Origin of the sequence: Brumimicrobium mesophilum (assembly GCF_003025005.1) — a bacterium.
GTDB classification, from domain to species: Bacteria; Bacteroidota; Bacteroidia; order Flavobacteriales_D; family Crocinitomicaceae; genus Brumimicrobium; species Brumimicrobium mesophilum.
On record NZ_PVSS01000004.1, the window covers coordinates 210,380 to 227,580 of the forward strand.

Below are 17,201 nucleotides of genomic sequence, written 5' to 3' on the forward strand. Positions count from 1 at the left end.
CTCAAAAATCATGTTTTTAGATTTTTTCTTATTACTGAAACAGAAAGGTATTCCTGTAACCTTACGTGAATATTTAGATTTACTCGCTGCTTTGGAGGCTAATGTTGCTGAATACCATGTGGATGACTTTTACTTTCTCTCTCGAACTGTCTTGGTAAAAAATGAAGAACACTTAGACTTGTATGATCAAATTTTCGGCGTTTATTTCAAAGGGATTGACCAAATTCAATCATCCGATATTTTGAATATTCCTGATGAATGGTTACGAAAAAATGGTGAACGCTTATTCTCTCGTGAGGAGTTAGAAAAAATTAAAAAACACGGTGATTTAGAAAGTTTACTCGATCGAATGGCGGAGCTTTTTAAAGAGCAAAAAGAACGTCACCAAGGCGGAAATAAATGGATTGGAACTGGTGGAACTTCTCCTTTCGGTTCTTACGGTTATAATCCTGAAGGTGTGCGTATTGGACAAGATAAAAGCCGCCATAGAAAAGCGGTAAAAGTTTGGGATAAACGAACTTTTAAAGATTTAAGTCAGGACGAAGAATTGGAAACACGCAACATGAAAATGGCGCTTCGAAAGCTGCGTATTTTAAGTCGTGAAGGAAGAACGGAAGAAATTGATTTAAACAAAACCATTCGAAGTACTGCCAAGAACAGCGGAATGCTAGAAATCGAAATGGTACCTTCTAAAAAAAATGTGGTGAAAGTCCTGCTTCTTTTTGATATCGGTGGCTCAATGGATGACCACATAGCTTTATGTTCACAATTGTTTTCTGCCGCGAAATATGAATTCAAGCATTTGGAGTTTTTCTACTTTCACAATTGTTTGTACGAAAATGTTTGGAAACAAAACGAACGCCGATGGGACGATAAAACACCGACTGAAACGATTTTCAACACGTTTAATGAAGATTATCGTGTCGTTTACGTTGGAGATGCATCAATGTCACCCTACGAAATATTCTCTCGAATGGGAAGTGTAGAACATTACAACGAAGAGCCTGGTCAAGTTTGGTTAGAACGTATGACAGAAAAGTTCCCCTATTTTGTTTGGTTGAATCCTGTGGCAAAAAGTGAATGGAAATTTACTCAATCGATTGGAATGATTCAGAAAATTATGAAGGATAGAATGTTTCCGTTGACTATGAAAGGAATTGAGGAAGCTGTTGGGGTTTTAAAACATAAAGCCAAGTGAAAAGAGGATTTCGCAAAGTTACGCTAAGTCACAGAGTTTCGCAGAGGAGTAAGGAAGTATTACGCGGAGTTACGCTAAGCATCAGAGCTTCGCAGAGCTGTTGGGATGTATAGAGCGCATACGGTACTTGTTTCAAATAGAGAACAAAGAAGTGATTCAGCACCAACTCCCGTTAACCATTAATAATTCAACATCCGATTACTATTGAATAACTTTTTGCAGCTACGAAGCGAGACGTCTCACGAATATAGTTATTTGCGACTTGATTTGTTATTGCTGTTAGTCGCATTTTTATTCTAGCATTGGAGGTGGAGGAATTGGGTAGCTCATCATTAAGTGTTTATGAAATGAGAAGCGACTATCAATAGTGCTATCTCTGCGTAATTCGATTCGTTTATATAAATCCAATAAATTCCCATAAACAATTGAAATTTCGTGGGGTTGTTTGTAGTTACCATAAGATTTAACAGTAATAATGGTATCCTTAGTTTCCAAGTATAAATAACAAGTCTGATCATCTGTCCAAGGGGCAGTATATTCGGATTGTAAAGTATTTAAAGAGATATAACTTATTTGTGAGAGTATTCCGTTTAAGGTCTTTGTGGGGATTTTACCTGAATAGCCACCTTCTAGATCTGAAAATACTCCACCATAGAACTTAACGTTACCAATGCTGTCTATTTCCAGCTTCATTGACGGACAGGTTCCAAAACATCCGCTAGACGAAAACCCTATTTTAATGGGTTCAATATTGTTCTTCTCTTTTATTTTAGTACATCTCAGAGTGTCTACAAATGGATATTCAATGCGTTTAAGAAATTGTTTAGACTTAGCCGATAGGTTCAATAGTTCTAATTCTTCTTCATTAATTTTCAAGATTTTAAACCGTTGTTTGTTTCCAAGGTGTTCAGGTCTTACAGAGTTATAAACTGTGATGACACTATCCTTCAATTTGAACAGAACAGAATCACTTATCGCCGAAAATAAATGAAAAAAGGAGTCTTCAATATTGAGAGAAAATGCCTGACTATATCGAGAAGAATCGATTTCTTCTGAAATCCAATTACCTTGAAGCAATTCAAAAGTAGTTGGTTTGGAGTCCTTTGAGTTCAACTCATTTTCAGCGCACGAAAAAATAACAGTTAACAGTAATATGATACTCCAATACTTCATTGCAATTAACAATTAATACGCTCCAGAATATCGTCTAATAACCCACTCAGTAGAGAAAAGTGCAACTATAACCAGCATCAACCAAAAATAATCAATCAATTTGTTGTAAGTACTCGATTCATAGGCCACAGGAACTATGTCATCGCGTTTATTAATATCATCCAAAATACTTTGGTAATCAGAAAGCATTGCAAATTTCCCTTGTCCATTTTCAGCCATTTGCATTAATAATTGATGGTTCGCTTTGGTTGATTGTTTTTCTAAGGCTAAGTCTTTAACTCCAAATGTTCCTTCTTTTGCGAATGTGGAACCGTTGTATGTCGTTGAAGCTTTCCAAGCATATCTTCCTGCCGGCAATTGACCCAAATCTAAATTATATTCTTTGTCTTGTGGCAAGAATGAATAATCGAAGTTTTCTCCGTTGGGTTTGCTTAATTCAAATTCGATTGTTGGATCTGTTATCGCTTCATAGCTTTCATTGTAGAATGATGCTTTGATGTACAAATCTTCTGTACTGCTCACTAATGTTGGCAATTGAATTCTTAATCGAGAAGTATTTTCTTTTAGAATCAGATATTGAACCGTTTTGTGTACAATTTCATTGAAATGTACTTGATTTTGATTCGACTGATAATCTGCTAATCTCCAACTCCAGAGTCCACTTCCATATGTTACCGCAAATTTCTTGTTTTGTTTTCCTCCAAAAAAGAACAAAGGATCTGATTTTTGAATTGCTCCTACCCTTTGGTAAGCTAAAATTGATGCATTGTTAGAATAATTTACATTTCCGTAATGTGCATTTAAGGGTGGAAATTTATCCATCATTTTACGTGTTTCCGCAGACAATTTGAATAATGTGAATCCTTTATTATAAGCCGATCCAAAATTATCAGCTGAACCTGTAACGTTTATATTGGCTGAAAGCTGAAGCTTAGAAATACTAAATCTAGTGGTTTGAGGTGTAATTATATACCAAACTGAAATTTGCTCAGAATTAATTTGATCAAAAGCTTTTTGATTTTGAGCAACTCCTGGATTGTGCCAAATAATTAAATCATAATCTGAATAATCCGAAGGTAAATCATATTCTGAAACTGTTTTTATTTCAAGGTTATTTTCAGTGACTAAAGCACTTTTTATTGCACCTATGTCTGGATTTAGTGCTTCTGCTATCAACAATACACTACTTCTGTCGTCTAGAACTTCAACATATATTGTTTTCTCGTTATTACCAAGGTTAAATTCATTGTCGATTGGACTTAAACTCACTGTATATTCATGAACCCCAATGCTCACAGCATCAAGTGTGAAATCAGCTTTAACCAAACTATAATCACTGTCTTGATGTTTTAGCGTCTTACTTGAAATGACCTTGCCATCTTCTTTTATTTGAAGTTCAAATGATTCAGACGGTGTTTTATTTCCTTCTATACTGATTTCAACTGGAAACTTATTGTCTAAAAAAGCAATTTCGTTAGCTGTTATGCTTTTCACCAAGTGATCAACCTTCTGTATGGTGTCACCAACGCTTAAAGTGTAAACCGGAGTTTTTTTGAATTTTTCAGCAACTAAAAGCGGAGTTGAACCGGCATTGAAATTGCCATCAGAAAGTAAAACAATCGCACCAATATTTCTCCCGTAGTAATTATCATAAACTTTATTGAGTACTCTACTTAAATTAGTTTCTGACCCATTAAAAACCACTGAATCAACGTTTTCCAATGATTTATTTAAAGTAAATATTGAATGATTGTAGTCTTTGTTTAACGAAGTGTTGGCTGTATTTAAAAATGCTTTTGTTTGATTTTCAATATCAGAACTATCTGCATAATTCAACATGGATTCAGAATCATCAACGACGGTAATTATTAAAGGTTGATCAATTTCCGAATCAACTCCTTTGATTAATATTCCCAACAATAGAACACCAACAAAAAACAATCCCAAACTTCTTAAACCGATTAAAAGAAAACGTTTGAAATTCGAAATATCCTTTACCCATGCCCTCTTTCTATACAACAAAATTGATAATAAAAGGGCAATAATTGACCAAGGAAGCAGAACCCAAATGGGTATGTCGCTAAATATTTCTGTCATGATTTATCTTAAAGCTGAATTGTTTCTTTTCCTGCTACATAATCAGCCAAATACTTAAATTCATAAGTTAGTTTCCCATCTTTGGTAGTTTGAGACCCTCTCTCAATAATAGCTTGAGGATCCTCTCCAAATAGAGCTGGAAAAACGCTTTTAATTAATTCATTACCAAAATCGATAGAAGCATCTTTTGGTAACTCACAAGGCAAATTATCCACTGCCATAACTGCTATAGCGTTTGGATTATCAAACTCAACCTCCTGTTCATTTATAGGATCATATCCATAAATTGGATCAGCAATGGTGCTTGGTCGGATAGTTGAAGCCACTGGACCATCTATGTCGCAAGAAATATCTGCTATGACCGAAACTCTTATGTTTTTATTCTTTAAATCTTCACGCGTTACTAGAAAAGGTGAACTATTTTCCCAGTAGTGACAAGCAATATACATGTCCGCTTCATGTAAATAAGGTGGGAAATTAGATTTATGTCCAGATCCATCCTCAAAGAATGCTTCCATATCAAATTCCTTCCCATCATTTCTCTCAATATAATCAGCAAGTCCTAAATGAGTAAAAACAGGTCCGTTGAAAACATCTTCTAAAAATTCTTCAGGACTCACTTCGGTAATTGGAAGCATATTCATAATTTCCAAAGCACCATGTCCTACTCTACCAAATCCGGTAAGTGCAATTTTAGTATCTTTTAAAAGCTTGATTTTACACAATTCACTTTCCATTTCTTTACGGTCTACACATTGATGAGCCGGTTTCAAGTTATAGAGAGAATGTTTCAATCCGTAAGTTCTAAATCCATTATAACAGCCTACAATTCCTGCATAACGACCAAAACCAATAATTCTGTTACCCGTTTCATTCGTTAATACTTCATAATCGGTTAATTGAATTTTTTTCTCAATAATTGTTTGCAACAATTTTCGATTGTAAGGTTGCATTTTGAAAGTGTGAGAAAAGAAAAAATAATGTTTATTAGGAAGTAAATCATTCAAATTAACTTCCTTAACTCCTAAGATTATATCACAATCATCTAACGCATCAACAAGTGGTATTCCTAAATCAGCATATTCCTTGTCTTTAAAAGATCGAATTTGACTTTTTTGAACAACTAATTCTACATTTGGAAATTCTTCCATAACGCGTACACATTGTTCAGGAGAAAGTGGTACTCGGTGATCCGTTGGAATCTTACCTTCTCTAATAATACCAATTTTTGTAGTCATAATAATAAGCGTTTTTACAAAAATAACAGAATTAAACGACTTTAGGATTTGCTTTTCACTAAAACTATGGATTGCTAATATTGAGTCATATAAATCAGTTCAATTTTTAAGCCAAATTACAATCGAACTATTTTATATTAATATTTATTTTTTTGACTGATATCCTTTTATAATAATAGAATTCAGCTTTCTATTCTTCTATTTCTGACTCCTTTATTTTATCTCGTAAGTCTTTATCTTTAGTTGTTAAATTTCCAAATTTGTAAGATAAAGTCAAATACAAACGACGTGTTGTCCATTTGTAATCAGTTTTTTGAATGACGTTTCCATCATTAATCTCAAAATAAAAGCCCATTTTATTAAATACATCAGAAACTCTAACTCCTAAAACAAGATTTTTATTCATTAAAGAGCGTGTAAATCCTACATCCAGACCTGGACTTCTTTTGTAAAAACCTTGAACGGTATAACGCGGTGCGATATATTGAGCATTAATTTGAATTGCAGTTGTATTGTCAAAGAATGAGAAAGTTGAATTTAATTTTGCGTCCCAACTCACTCCTCTATTGCTTAACTGTGTCCCTCCAACATTTGCTGAAAGTCTACTCTCAAAAGCATTCACAGAAATCATGTTTCTCCACCAACTGAATGGTGAATAGGTTCCAATTAATTCTACTCCATAATCATAGCTTTCATCTACATTTGTAAATGTGGTAACACTTAATCCACTTTCATAGAATTGACGAATCCTTTGAATACGATCTACGGTTTGCTTAAAATACAATGTACTAGTCAAACTTACCTTTTTCCACATCTTCTCATACCCTAATTCATAAGAATTGATGTATTCTGGACTGATTTCAGGATTTCCTCTCATCAAATTTAATGGGTCACTGTAAATTGGAAATGGATTTAATTCTCGTGATCCAGGTCTATTAATTCTACGACTATAACTTGCAAATATACTTCCTTGATCATCATCCCCATAACTTGTGTGAATTGATGGAAAAAAACTAAAGTAATCGTTTTTAAAAGACTCTCCTGTTGACACAAGCCTTGGCTCCGTATATGCCTGTTCTAATCTAATTCCTGCTTGGTACTTAAATTTATCTGTTGGTTGATGCCCGAAAATACCATAAGCTGAAAATATATTTTCATTAAAATCTAGTTCATTATTCACATTAACATCAGGAATAACTTCTTGAGAAATTGTATCGAAATACTCTAAATAATTAGCCTCATTTTGACGATTAATCAATGCTTGAACTCCTGTTTCATATTTCATATTATCATTGATTATTCTTTCTAAATCAGCAGAAAATGTGAAATTACTATTGAAATCTTCTCTTTTTTGATTTTGAAAGCGGTAATTATTACTTGCAGGCGTTCCATCCGGATTGAAATAATATTCTTCAAACTCTCCTACTGAATTTTCATTACCTACTGATTGAGTCGCAGCTACAATTAAATTCCCTTTTTGATCTTTAAAATCTAATTTATAATCCGCAGTTAAATCTACTGAATTTCGATTTCTTGGATCATAAACTTGACGATCCCAAGTTTGAAAAAGCATGTCATCATAATACAATTCATTTGTTTGCTTACCATTTCTTATCCTATCAGTATAGCTTCCAGAAGCTGAGATTCCTAATACTTGATTTTCTTTTAGAAAGAAGTCAGCTCCAACTTTACCAGTATGTGATTCTCTAAAATCTGTTCCTAATCTTTTTTGTTTGAAGAATTCAATTGAATCCCCTATTTTTGAAGTACGCTCATTGAAATTATTTCTAAATCCTTCTCTGTAGCGGTAAGAATAATTAGTGTAAAAATTTAACTTTTCATTTCTAATGTTGAATCCAACCGAAACACCAAACAGATTTTCACTTGCTGCTGAAAGTTGAACATTTGTATTAATTCCCCTCAATTTTTTCTTCTTTAGTACAATGTTGATTATACCAGCAGTTCCTTCAGGATTATATTTTGCAGATGGGTTTGTCACCAATTCAATGCGTTCAATTGCACTTGCAGGAATTCCATCTAAAGCACCGTCACCACTTGATAGCGCACTCTGACGCCCATCAATTAAAATTGTTACACTTCCATTTCCACGTAAAGAAACATTTCCGTCATTATCAACTTCAACTGAAGGAATATTATTAAGCACTTCTGTTAGACCACCTCCGACTGAGGTCATATCTTCACTCACGTTATAAGTTCTTTTATCAATACTGGACTCCATCAAAGCAGTTTTCCCTTCAATAACCACTTCCTCAAATTCTTGACTTTTAATCGCAACAACTTGAACGTTCCCTAGATTTACAGATTTTTCTTCATTACTTATACTAATGTTAGTAATGAATTTATTTTCATATCCAAAAAACGTAAGGATGGCATAATAGTTTCCAAAAGGAACATTACGCATAGATATGATACCTTCAGAAGTAGAATATTCACCAGTAACCACAGAAGAGTCTTTTGGAGAAAATAATCGAAAGTTGACGTATTCCACCGGATTCTTGTCCTCATTGATTACTTTCAAATCAATTTGACCTTGAGAAAAAACGTTTAATCCGGTAAATATTATTATAAAACAAAGTGCAATGCGCATAGAAAAATTTTGAAGAACGAAATTAAAAAAATGAATTAGGGTAATGCTTTAATTAACTTTAACCTAACTTATGACTCATGAACATCTTGTAGAGAAAGTTGTTTATTCATTCCTGAATTTATTCAACAAATAATTCATGGTTTCAACTTCTTCATCCGTCATATTTTTACTAAAAATTCTATGATCGAGATGAATATCCAAGTTAGATAAAGTATAAAGACCTAGTTCCGTAATGGAAATATGGATAATTCGGCGGTCTACATTGCATCGAAAACGCTCCACAAAACCTTTAGAAATTAGTTTATCTACCAACCTAGTCGTATTTGGAGATTTTTCAACCATTCTTTCTTTGACGGTTTTTATGCTAAGGAGTTCTTTTGCACCCCGTAAAATTCTCAAAATATTAAACTGCGCTAAAGTCAGGTCAAAAACCTCAAGTTGCTGATTATAATAGGCACCAATAAAGTTTGAAGTATACCTTATATTAATGAGAGCCTTGTGGTGCTCATCTTTAAAATCGGCCGTAATAATTTCTTCGATTTTTTTCATAATAATGCAAAGGTAATTACCTTGGTAACAAATTCAAAATTAAAGGCTTTATTAGTTTCATTCTTACTAGTGTAAACAATGTTTATATAAATTACCACACTATATTCATTATGTTAAAAATAAATAACTAGATTTAAGCAATGGGAAAACACAAGTTGCTATATTGGATTGTTCAGTTCGTTGCATGGGGAATTTTGTGCGGAATTATCGGAATAGCAGCATACATTCAAGGAGAATTCAATTTTCAAACAAGTTTAAAATTGATAGAACTTTATGTGTTATTGATATTTTTTTCAAATTTAATCAGATGGGTATTTATTAAGCGGAATTGGTTTAATTTAAAACTTAAACTTTTAGTTCCACGCGTGGTTGCTATGTCTTTCATACTTTCTGCGCTACTTATGTTTATTACAAATGCCAGCAATAGTATATTTAATGGCGACGAGTGGCTATCGTTTTCAGAATTTTTAGTTAACACTTTATTGTATTCCTTGTTTCTGATTATGTGGAGCGCTGTGTATCTAACCTATCACCTACTCCAAAAATCTAGACTACAAGAAATATACAACCTAAAATTACAAGCAAGTCAAACCCAAAACGAATTAAAGACACTTAGAGACCAATTAAATCCACATTTTTTATTTAATTCACTAAATAGTATCCGTGCTTTAATTGCAATAGAGCCATTAACTGCAAAGGCTGCAATTACCACGCTATCAAGTTTACTTAGGAGCTCTTTGATTTTAGGGAAAAAATCATTCATTTCCCTTAGTGAAGAGTTGCAGCTTGTTGAAGAATATTTAAAGTTAGAAAAAATTCGTTACGAGGAAAGATTAGTGTACTCCCTCAAGTGTAAATTACCAAACGCTATTCAAATTCCCCCTTTTTTAATTCAAAGCATGGTGGAAAATGCCATCAAGCATGGAATTTCTAAGAAAATGAAAGGTGGACAAATCAATGTTTCTGTATTTTACTTAGGTGAAAATTTAATCATGGAAGTAATCAACGATGGAGAATTTAACGAAAACAATAACGTCGGAATTGGAATTAAAAACACAAAAAGAAGGCTTGAAATAATTTATGGAAATAAAGCTGGATTTGAAATAAAAAATATAGAAAACAAGGTTCATACATCCATTTGGATTAATAAAATTGAATTAACAGAAAAACATTATGAAAGCAGTATTAATTGACGATGAAAGACTAGCACGACAAGAATTAAGGCACTTGTTAGAAGCCCACAAAGACCTAATTACAATTGTAGGTGAAGCAAGTAATGGAAAGGAAGGAATTGAGTTAATCAAAAATTTATCACCTGACTTAATATTTTTAGATATTCAAATGCCAGAAATGACAGGATTTGAAATGCTTAAACAATTAAATGAAATACCAAAAGTAGTTTTTGTTACCGCGTATGATGACTATGCCATTGATGCCTTTAAAGTAAACGCTTTAGATTATTTGATGAAACCAGTAGAACCACAATTACTTAAAGAAACCATAGAGAAGTTGGAACAAAATTCTGAGGAAGAATTCCTTTCTACTGAAGAAAACAGCCGATCAGATAGAAAACTAAATGTATCTGATAATATCTTTATAAAGGACGGAGAAAAATGCTTTTTCCCAAAACTTAAAGATGTGCGTTACTTCGAAAGTCAAGGTAATTATGTACGCGTATTCTTTAATGAGAGCAAACCTATGATTTTAAGAAGTTTGAATGCCCTTCAGGATAAATTGTCGTCAGAAGATTTTTTCAGGGCCAACAGAAAATATTTAATTAATCTTAATCATATTGAAAGTATTGAAAATTGGTTTAATGGAGGACTAAAAGTTAAACTAACTGATCAGATGGAGATTGAGGTCTCTAGAAGACAAACAATAAGATTTAAGGAAATTATGATGTTATGAAACTGACAATAATTAACATAAAATATACTTAAATTGATATTTCCTTGTGATTTATGAATTGTAAACTGTAATTTTGTTTTCAATTATAGAGAGAAAGACTTAAAAATGACAAATATATTTATAGCCAATTTAGATTTTGGGATTACATCAGAGGACCTCAAGGCTACATTTTCCCAATTTGGAGAAGTATCATACGCACATGTTGTATACGATAATAAAACAAAGAAATCTAAGGGATTCGGTTACGTTGAAATGGAAGATTTATCCCAGGCCAATACTGCAATTCAAGCTTTAAACGGAATGGAAGTTAACGAGCGTGTTCTAGATGTGAAATTAGCAACTCCTAAAGAGAAACGTCCACAAACTATTGACAGACCAAAAGAAAAATTCACTCCAAGTACTTCGAGAGAAACAAGAACCCCACGAGAACCTAGAACACCTAGGGTGTCTCGAGAATCCAGAACAATGAATGAGGAGAGACCTGCTAGAGATGTAAAAACTGTAAAAGAGGTCAAAACGAGTGAACGAAGAGTTATGAGACCACGTAGAAAGAAAAAAGAAGATTAAAAGCTTTCGAATTCTTCTACTTTTAAACGTTGTTTTAATATATTGGCTTATGCATACCTCAAAAGCCTGACGTTATATGAAAAACAAGGAATAAATACATCTATTTTTATAACTTCTACACATCTTATTTTCTAATGAAAATATAGACCTTAATTGTGTACATCAAAATAATTTTTAATTATTAATTGTAAAGTTTCACTACGTTGTTGGTGTTATTTAAACAAGTCTGGATGTAAAATCTTATAATGATCCAACTTATCTTGGATATATACTATTAAATCATAATCAGAAGCTGTTTTTAAGAAGTGCTCATCAATATTCAAAAAATTAATGAACGCCATGAATTGCTCTTCTTCTAAATGAACAACATCATATGAGACATATGCACGTAGTAATTCTTTTACCACAAGGTTCATATTGTCTTTGTGCTCCATTTCAGCGACAAATCTCTTGGATTTAGCCGTTTGACCAAACCTTTCGTATATAGCGGTAATTGGACTCTCAAGGACATTGATTCCGGTAACAGTTCTTGTTTCTCGCAGACTTAAAGCTTCACGTTCAGCTTTAATCGTTTCTAAAGTTTTTACAGGATAAATGGTGATCTCTTCAAATTTTTGAATATTTGGACTTAAATATATCACCGTATCAATAGAACATTGAGATTGATCAGGAATTACAAGAAATTTCTTTCCATACCCCTTTACTGAAAAAGCAATTTTATCACCTGGTCTAACATAGACAGAGAAATCTCCGTTTGGACGACCGAAAACACCTTGTTGAGTTGTTACATTAATAACCATAAGATTGTAAAAACTCTGAAACATTGCAGTGTCCTTAACAGTACCTTTAAGATAAATCTCCTCACACTGTCCATATGTGTAAGACCAACCAATCAAAGCCATTGCTATTGTGAATACCTTTTTTCTCATGCGTGTAAATATATTGAAAATATGTGATTTCAATAGGTGTTTACAATTGTAACAAAGTTAATTTTTACTAAAACAAAATAGGTTTACATTTGTTATCAATATTATCGTTCTATTCGAAATCTAGAAAACATTTGTAAACAAGCACCAAAGCCAATTATCGCAATTCTAATACACACTTGTAAACAACCAATAAAACTTATGAGATACTATTTAAGAGATAGTTTGTTGGTAGAAATATAACTTCACTACATTTAATTAAATGATTAAACTACTTTTGGGTAACTCTCAATTCTAATTAGTGGAGAATGAACCCTAATTCAATTGACTATAGGCAATAAAAGTGACTTCCTTGAATTAAATGGCTGAAAAAACATTGTTTAAACGCAAAAAAAAACAGCACTGTTATCAGTTTGAAAGGAAAGCAATATACGGCCAACTCATCTCAAACTCACAAAAAAAACTTTAGCTCTATTCCTAGCGGTCTCAACGGCTTATAATTTGGATTTCAAGAATATGAAACAAACCCAAAATTTAAGCATTGTAAAACTTTTGGTCTACTTGACAAGTTTCAAATAGGCATTAAATCTTTATTTTGAATAGCCATAAAACTTACGTAAATTTGCACTCCTTAAAAATATAATCATGAAACGTGTAGTTGTAGGTTTATCTGGTGGTGTTGACTCAAGTGTTGCTGCTTATCTATTGAAAGAGCAAGGTTATGATGTAATTGGTTTATTCATGAAGAATTGGCACGATGAATCTGTTACCCTTTCTGACGAATGTCCTTGGATTGATGATTCTAACGATGCATTGTTGGTTGCTAATAAATTAGGCATTCCATTCCAGGTTATTGATTTAAGTACAGAGTACAAGGAGCGTATTGTTGAGTATATGTTCGATGAATATGCTGCTGGAAGAACACCAAACCCAGATGTTTTATGTAATCGAGAAATTAAGTTTGATGTTTTCATGAAAAGAGCATTGGAGTTAGGTGTGGATTACGTTGCTACTGGTCACTATTGCAGACGACAAGACAATGCCGATGGAAGTGTAAGTTTACTTTCAGGGCTTGACAGAAACAAAGACCAATCTTATTTCTTATGTCAGTTAAGTCAAGACCAATTGAGTAAAGCACTTTTCCCTGTTGGAGATCTTCAAAAAGACGAAGTGCGTAGGATCGCCAAGGAACAAGGATTAATTACTGCTGATAAAAAGGACTCACAAGGTCTTTGCTTTATAGGTAAAGTAAGTTTACCTGAATTTTTACAGCAAAAACTAAAAGTTAAACAGGGAAAAGTAATTGAAATTCCTGAAAACCTACCAGCTTTAACTGAGTATCACAATATAACTAGAGATTTTGATCACATCGAAGAACTAGTGAAGCCTATTCATTTAAATGAAAAAGATGGAATTGAAGTAGCACAGCATCAAGGCGCTCATTTCTATACGGTTGGCCAAAGAAAAGGACTACACATTGGGGGACGACCAAACCCCTCTTTCGTACTTGAGATTGACACTGTTAACAACCTTGTTTTTAGCGGTCAAAAGGACACTCATTTAGGATTAAATAAACCAGCATTAAAAATTGATAATGAGTCAATTAGTTTTGTTAATATGAATAATCAGTTTAAGACGGGTGATATTACGGATGTTTTAGTTCGTATTCGCTATAGACAAGAACTTCAAAAAGCCAAGGTATTGCGTAAAGAAAACAGTACTTATGTTTTGTTTGATGATCTACAACGCGGAATTACACCAGGACAGTTTTGTGCTTTTTACGACAATTCTGGCGAATTAATTGGTTCGGGAGTAATTAGTTTTTAGGCAGCATCTCCTCAAAAGTCCCATCAGTGTAAAAGACTAAGATTTTCGAGATCTCTCTCGAACTATCTTCGCTTGAATCAGAATTTGTGACTGAATCCTCTGATTTACCCCCTCCATAAGCTCCTTGCTCCTCTTCTTTTAAAACCGTTGACAATGATTGCTCCTCTGAGTTTGTCACAGTGCTATTACGCTCATCTAGTTCTGCGCTTTCTACTGTTCTACCTATTTTCTTACCAGTAATCAACCAGTCTGCATTAACTTTGGGAAAAGTCAATAGGATTTTCTGAATAAAATCTATGCTTGGCTTATTCCTACCTGCTAATACATGAGAAATACTAGAACGTTGAACTCCTATCTCATCCGCAAAAGTTGCGTTGTTCATTCCATTCATTTTCATTACCATTTGTAACCTTTCGCTAATAGACATATACATTTGTTTACCGCTAAAATAAGAAAAACAAAGTTACAATTACAAAAGTAAATAAAGTATTTTTTATTGATTAACTTTTGTAAATCATTAAGTTTAGTATTTAGTTACTTTTGTAAACATGCTTTTAACATGTTCAAACTGCAAGTTGCCGTTACCAAATGATTATTTTGTTGATAATAGAGCGCAATAATTAAAGATTAGCGAATAAATCTCTTCCGAACTTCACAATATATTAGTGTGTGAAGACCTGGAATGAAATCAAATCCAATTATCTCTTATTTTCAACTACACAGTTAGGGTAAAACTATAATACAAACACTCTTCTACCACTCCTGAAGAATATGTGACATATTAACGAAAGATTGTCTGTTTAAAAATACAAGGCATAAAAAAAAGAGGAACCTTAAACCCTCTTTTCTTTAAATAAAACAACGTTAAACTATAAACATTGAACAAAAGTATAAACTATTAGTTCATTGAAAACCCGCAAGTAAACAGGTTTTTATGTTCAATTTTCTTTTCTGGATATTTTCGAACTACATCCATCAATTTCTCAACTTGAATCTGTGTAAGCTGAATTTCAATCTCTTTATTAAATGGATTTGACAACTGCTCCTGGGCAATTTTCAAATGATTAAGCGCTATAACATATCGATTTTTCATATCTCTTTGTTTTAATAACTATTCCTTCTTACGCACGTTCACTCAAGTGGTTACATTATTTAACGTTTAATTAACATTATTGAATGTTTTTGTAAAGAATATATTTAGACCAAGGTTAACAAAATATTGATTTATAAGCACTTATGGTCGATATGTGTTTTTTACATTTTTGTTGTTTTTTTTGCTTTCATCTAGCTCAAAGAGTATACTAATGATTAGAATAAAAATATAAAAAGGAAACAAAATTAGCTTCATACATTTTTGCAAAATAAACCTAGCTCCTATTTTTGACTTTGATTTTGAATTTTCCCTAGTATTTACGGCATTCTTAGATTTGAATTGTACAATCCTTTCTTCCTTTTTTAACTTGAAGCGAAATTTTGCCTTTTTCTTTTCTTTTGCTTTTTTCTCTTTTTCATCGTCTTGATCTAATTTGAAAAATCTATTTGCGCGACTCATTAATATCTCAGCTAATCCATATTCTCTTATATTGGTCAGTGAATACTCCTTATAACTTAATAAGAACTGAAACAACAAAGTCTTTAATTGAATTACCAGTGAAATGCTTAACTCAATAACTTCTTGCTTAATTTGTATTAACTCTCCTTTAAGTTCCTCTAATACAATTCTATTCTCTTCTGATACGGCTATATACATGACTATCGTTGTTGTTTATTGCAAATATCCACAGAATGCTTGTAACCTTTTCTTCAATTAAGCACTATACATGTATTAAGTGAATTGTTTAAACTTAATTAAGTAGATTAAGCTAAGAATTAAGTTAAGTTTTTCTATTTTTGCTATTTCATGAGACTGGCTGGTACATATCACCCCATACCTTATCTTCTAGAAAGGATTACCGAGTATTTACCGGGAGTTACTGTCATGTCTGGAATTTGGCTAGACTTCAACAAAGAGATTTACTCTTCGAATGAAAAAATCCCATTAAACCACTATCTTAAAGTAAGAGCTCAAAACATTAGAAATACGTCGCTTAATTACGAATGGTCGAATGACACGGAATTGTTTTCAGAAATAAAAAAATCTAAAACCCAACTTAGCTTAGAAGATGAAGATGCTTTAAATGTTTTAAAATTATATTTCCCCTCGCCTGTTGATGAATTCAAAGATGTTGTACTTATTGCTTTTCCGCAAAATGTATTTCTAAAAAGTCTAAATTCGAAATTTAAAGGAATTAGCACTCAAGAAAAACACATCCTAGGAAACCTTTTAATTTCAATTCTTTCTGCTGAACACAAAAGAGCAATTCAAGAAAGGTCATTTTTACATAGTGTTGAATATATAAATCGCAAAAAAGACGCAAGAATAAAACAATTAACTGATGATTTAAAATCAACAGAACAACTTTACAGTTCTTCAATTCGAAATATTATCAATGATTTTAAAAATAAGTTAGAAAAGAACTTAAATAAAACTTTTGTGATTCAGAATCAAGTGATTTACAGATTAGCTAAAGAACGTTTAACTATTGAAAACATTGAATTAGTGATTAAAAACGCTGTTTACTTAGCTTATAATCTCAGTGTTTCAGATGAAACAATTCAAATCTCCATAGATCACCTTCATTTGGATAAATTGCAAGAAATAAAAAGCAAAACTTCATCAATTACTGCTTCAAATAATGGAAAAACCTCTGTATTATTGGATAAATATGAAGAAGCTGCAATTCGAATAGCTTCGCTAGGCTTGACAATTAATGGTAAAAATATAGCTATGCAATTAGACCCTCCGGTAACCCCCCCAGCTATAACGGATGCCGTAAAAAAGAAGAAATCAAAAATTGCATATTTACTTCAACAATATCCAGAGAAGTGGCCAAACATTCGAAAAGCAATTAGACCGATATCAAATTTAGATGCATCCAACAAAATGGTAAGTAACGCATCCTAATTTATATTTTTTAAATTTCTAATAATTGTAATTTTATAACATTATATATTACTAACATGATTCAACCTTTCAAATCAATAAATTAGCATTAACTTTGAAAATGTAA

15 protein-coding genes are annotated in these 17,201 nt (G+C 32.6%); 6 read left to right on the forward strand and 9 right to left on the reverse strand.

Annotated features, from left to right (window positions below):
• The first annotated feature begins 10 nt into the window (after window positions 1–10).
• On the forward strand, window positions 11–1,198 hold the full coding sequence (locus tag C6368_RS05595) for a vWA domain-containing protein (RefSeq protein ID WP_107038202.1): 1,188 nt from the start codon (window positions 11–13) through the stop codon (window positions 1,196–1,198).
• A gap of 291 nt (window positions 1,199–1,489) precedes the next feature.
• Here C6368_RS05595 and C6368_RS05600 read toward each other — a convergent pair whose 3' ends face one another.
• From C6368_RS05600 to C6368_RS05620, 5 genes are all read right to left on the reverse strand, one after another.
• Window positions 1,490–2,371, reverse strand: a complete 882-nt coding sequence (locus C6368_RS05600) for a DUF6438 domain-containing protein (RefSeq protein WP_159038462.1) — start codon at window positions 2,369–2,371, stop codon at window positions 1,490–1,492.
• Between the two features lie 12 nt (window positions 2,372–2,383).
• Window positions 2,384–4,468 carry a vWA domain-containing protein gene (locus tag C6368_RS05605; RefSeq protein ID WP_107038204.1) on the reverse strand — a complete coding sequence of 695 codons (2,085 nt, stop codon included), beginning with the start codon at window positions 4,466–4,468 and terminating at the stop codon, window positions 2,384–2,386.
• A gap of 8 nt (window positions 4,469–4,476) precedes the next feature.
• Complete coding sequence (locus C6368_RS05610) at window positions 4,477–5,706, reverse strand: NAD(P)-dependent oxidoreductase (RefSeq protein WP_107038205.1); 1,230 nt, start codon at window positions 5,704–5,706, stop codon at window positions 4,477–4,479.
• A 190-nt stretch (window positions 5,707–5,896) separates the two neighbouring features.
• Entirely contained in the window at window positions 5,897–8,314 is a 2,418-nt protein-coding gene (locus tag C6368_RS05615; RefSeq protein ID WP_107038206.1) for an outer membrane beta-barrel family protein, read from the reverse strand.
• 102 nt (window positions 8,315–8,416) lie between these two features.
• On the reverse strand, window positions 8,417–8,863 hold the full coding sequence (locus C6368_RS05620; protein ID WP_107038207.1) for a MarR family winged helix-turn-helix transcriptional regulator: 447 nt from the start codon (window positions 8,861–8,863) through the stop codon (window positions 8,417–8,419).
• A 140-nt stretch (window positions 8,864–9,003) separates the two neighbouring features.
• Between C6368_RS05620 and C6368_RS05625 the strand changes: the two genes are divergently transcribed.
• The 3 genes from C6368_RS05625 (at window position 9,004) to C6368_RS05635 (ending at window position 11,338) form a co-directional block, all read left to right on the forward strand.
• Window positions 9,004–10,056 (forward strand): sensor histidine kinase, encoded by a 1,053-nt coding sequence (locus C6368_RS05625; RefSeq protein WP_107038208.1) that lies wholly within the window; start codon window positions 9,004–9,006, stop codon window positions 10,054–10,056.
• On the forward strand, window positions 10,037–10,771 hold the full coding sequence (locus C6368_RS05630; RefSeq protein WP_107038209.1) for a LytR/AlgR family response regulator transcription factor: 735 nt from the start codon (window positions 10,037–10,039) through the stop codon (window positions 10,769–10,771). Before C6368_RS05625 ends, C6368_RS05630 begins: the two co-directional genes overlap by 20 nt.
• A gap of 105 nt (window positions 10,772–10,876) precedes the next feature.
• A complete protein-coding gene (locus C6368_RS05635) occupies window positions 10,877–11,338 on the forward strand; it encodes an RNA recognition motif domain-containing protein (protein ID WP_107038210.1) in 462 nt (153 codons plus the stop codon).
• A gap of 212 nt (window positions 11,339–11,550) precedes the next feature.
• On the opposite strand, the gene C6368_RS05640 is transcribed toward C6368_RS05635, so the two are convergent.
• Window positions 11,551–12,267: a hypothetical protein gene (locus C6368_RS05640; RefSeq protein ID WP_107038211.1), complete on the reverse strand. Its 717-nt coding sequence runs from the start codon at window positions 12,265–12,267 to the stop codon at window positions 11,551–11,553.
• A 642-nt stretch (window positions 12,268–12,909) separates the two neighbouring features.
• Between C6368_RS05640 and mnmA the strand changes: the two genes are divergently transcribed.
• Window positions 12,910–14,091, forward strand: a complete 1,182-nt coding sequence (gene mnmA / locus C6368_RS05645) for a tRNA 2-thiouridine(34) synthase MnmA (protein ID WP_107038212.1) — start codon at window positions 12,910–12,912, stop codon at window positions 14,089–14,091.
• Here the strand turns inward: mnmA and C6368_RS05650 are convergent.
• From C6368_RS05650 to C6368_RS05660, 3 genes are all read right to left on the reverse strand, one after another.
• Window positions 14,081–14,518 carry a helix-turn-helix domain-containing protein gene (locus C6368_RS05650; RefSeq protein ID WP_159038463.1) on the reverse strand — a complete coding sequence of 146 codons (438 nt, stop codon included), beginning with the start codon at window positions 14,516–14,518 and terminating at the stop codon, window positions 14,081–14,083. The genes mnmA and C6368_RS05650 overlap by 11 nt on opposite strands.
• Before the next feature lie 471 nt (window positions 14,519–14,989).
• Entirely contained in the window at window positions 14,990–15,184 is a 195-nt protein-coding gene (locus tag C6368_RS05655; protein WP_107038214.1) for a hypothetical protein, read from the reverse strand.
• A gap of 141 nt (window positions 15,185–15,325) precedes the next feature.
• Complete coding sequence (locus tag C6368_RS05660) at window positions 15,326–15,841, reverse strand: hypothetical protein (RefSeq protein WP_107038215.1); 516 nt, start codon at window positions 15,839–15,841, stop codon at window positions 15,326–15,328.
• 150 nt (window positions 15,842–15,991) lie between these two features.
• On the opposite strand from C6368_RS05660, the gene C6368_RS05665 reads away from it, so the two are divergent.
• The gene (locus C6368_RS05665) at window positions 15,992–17,095 is read left to right on the forward strand and encodes a hypothetical protein (protein ID WP_159038464.1); all 1,104 of its coding nucleotides are present in this window, start codon (window positions 15,992–15,994) and stop codon (window positions 17,093–17,095) included.
• Window positions 17,096–17,201: the final 106 nt, after the last annotated feature.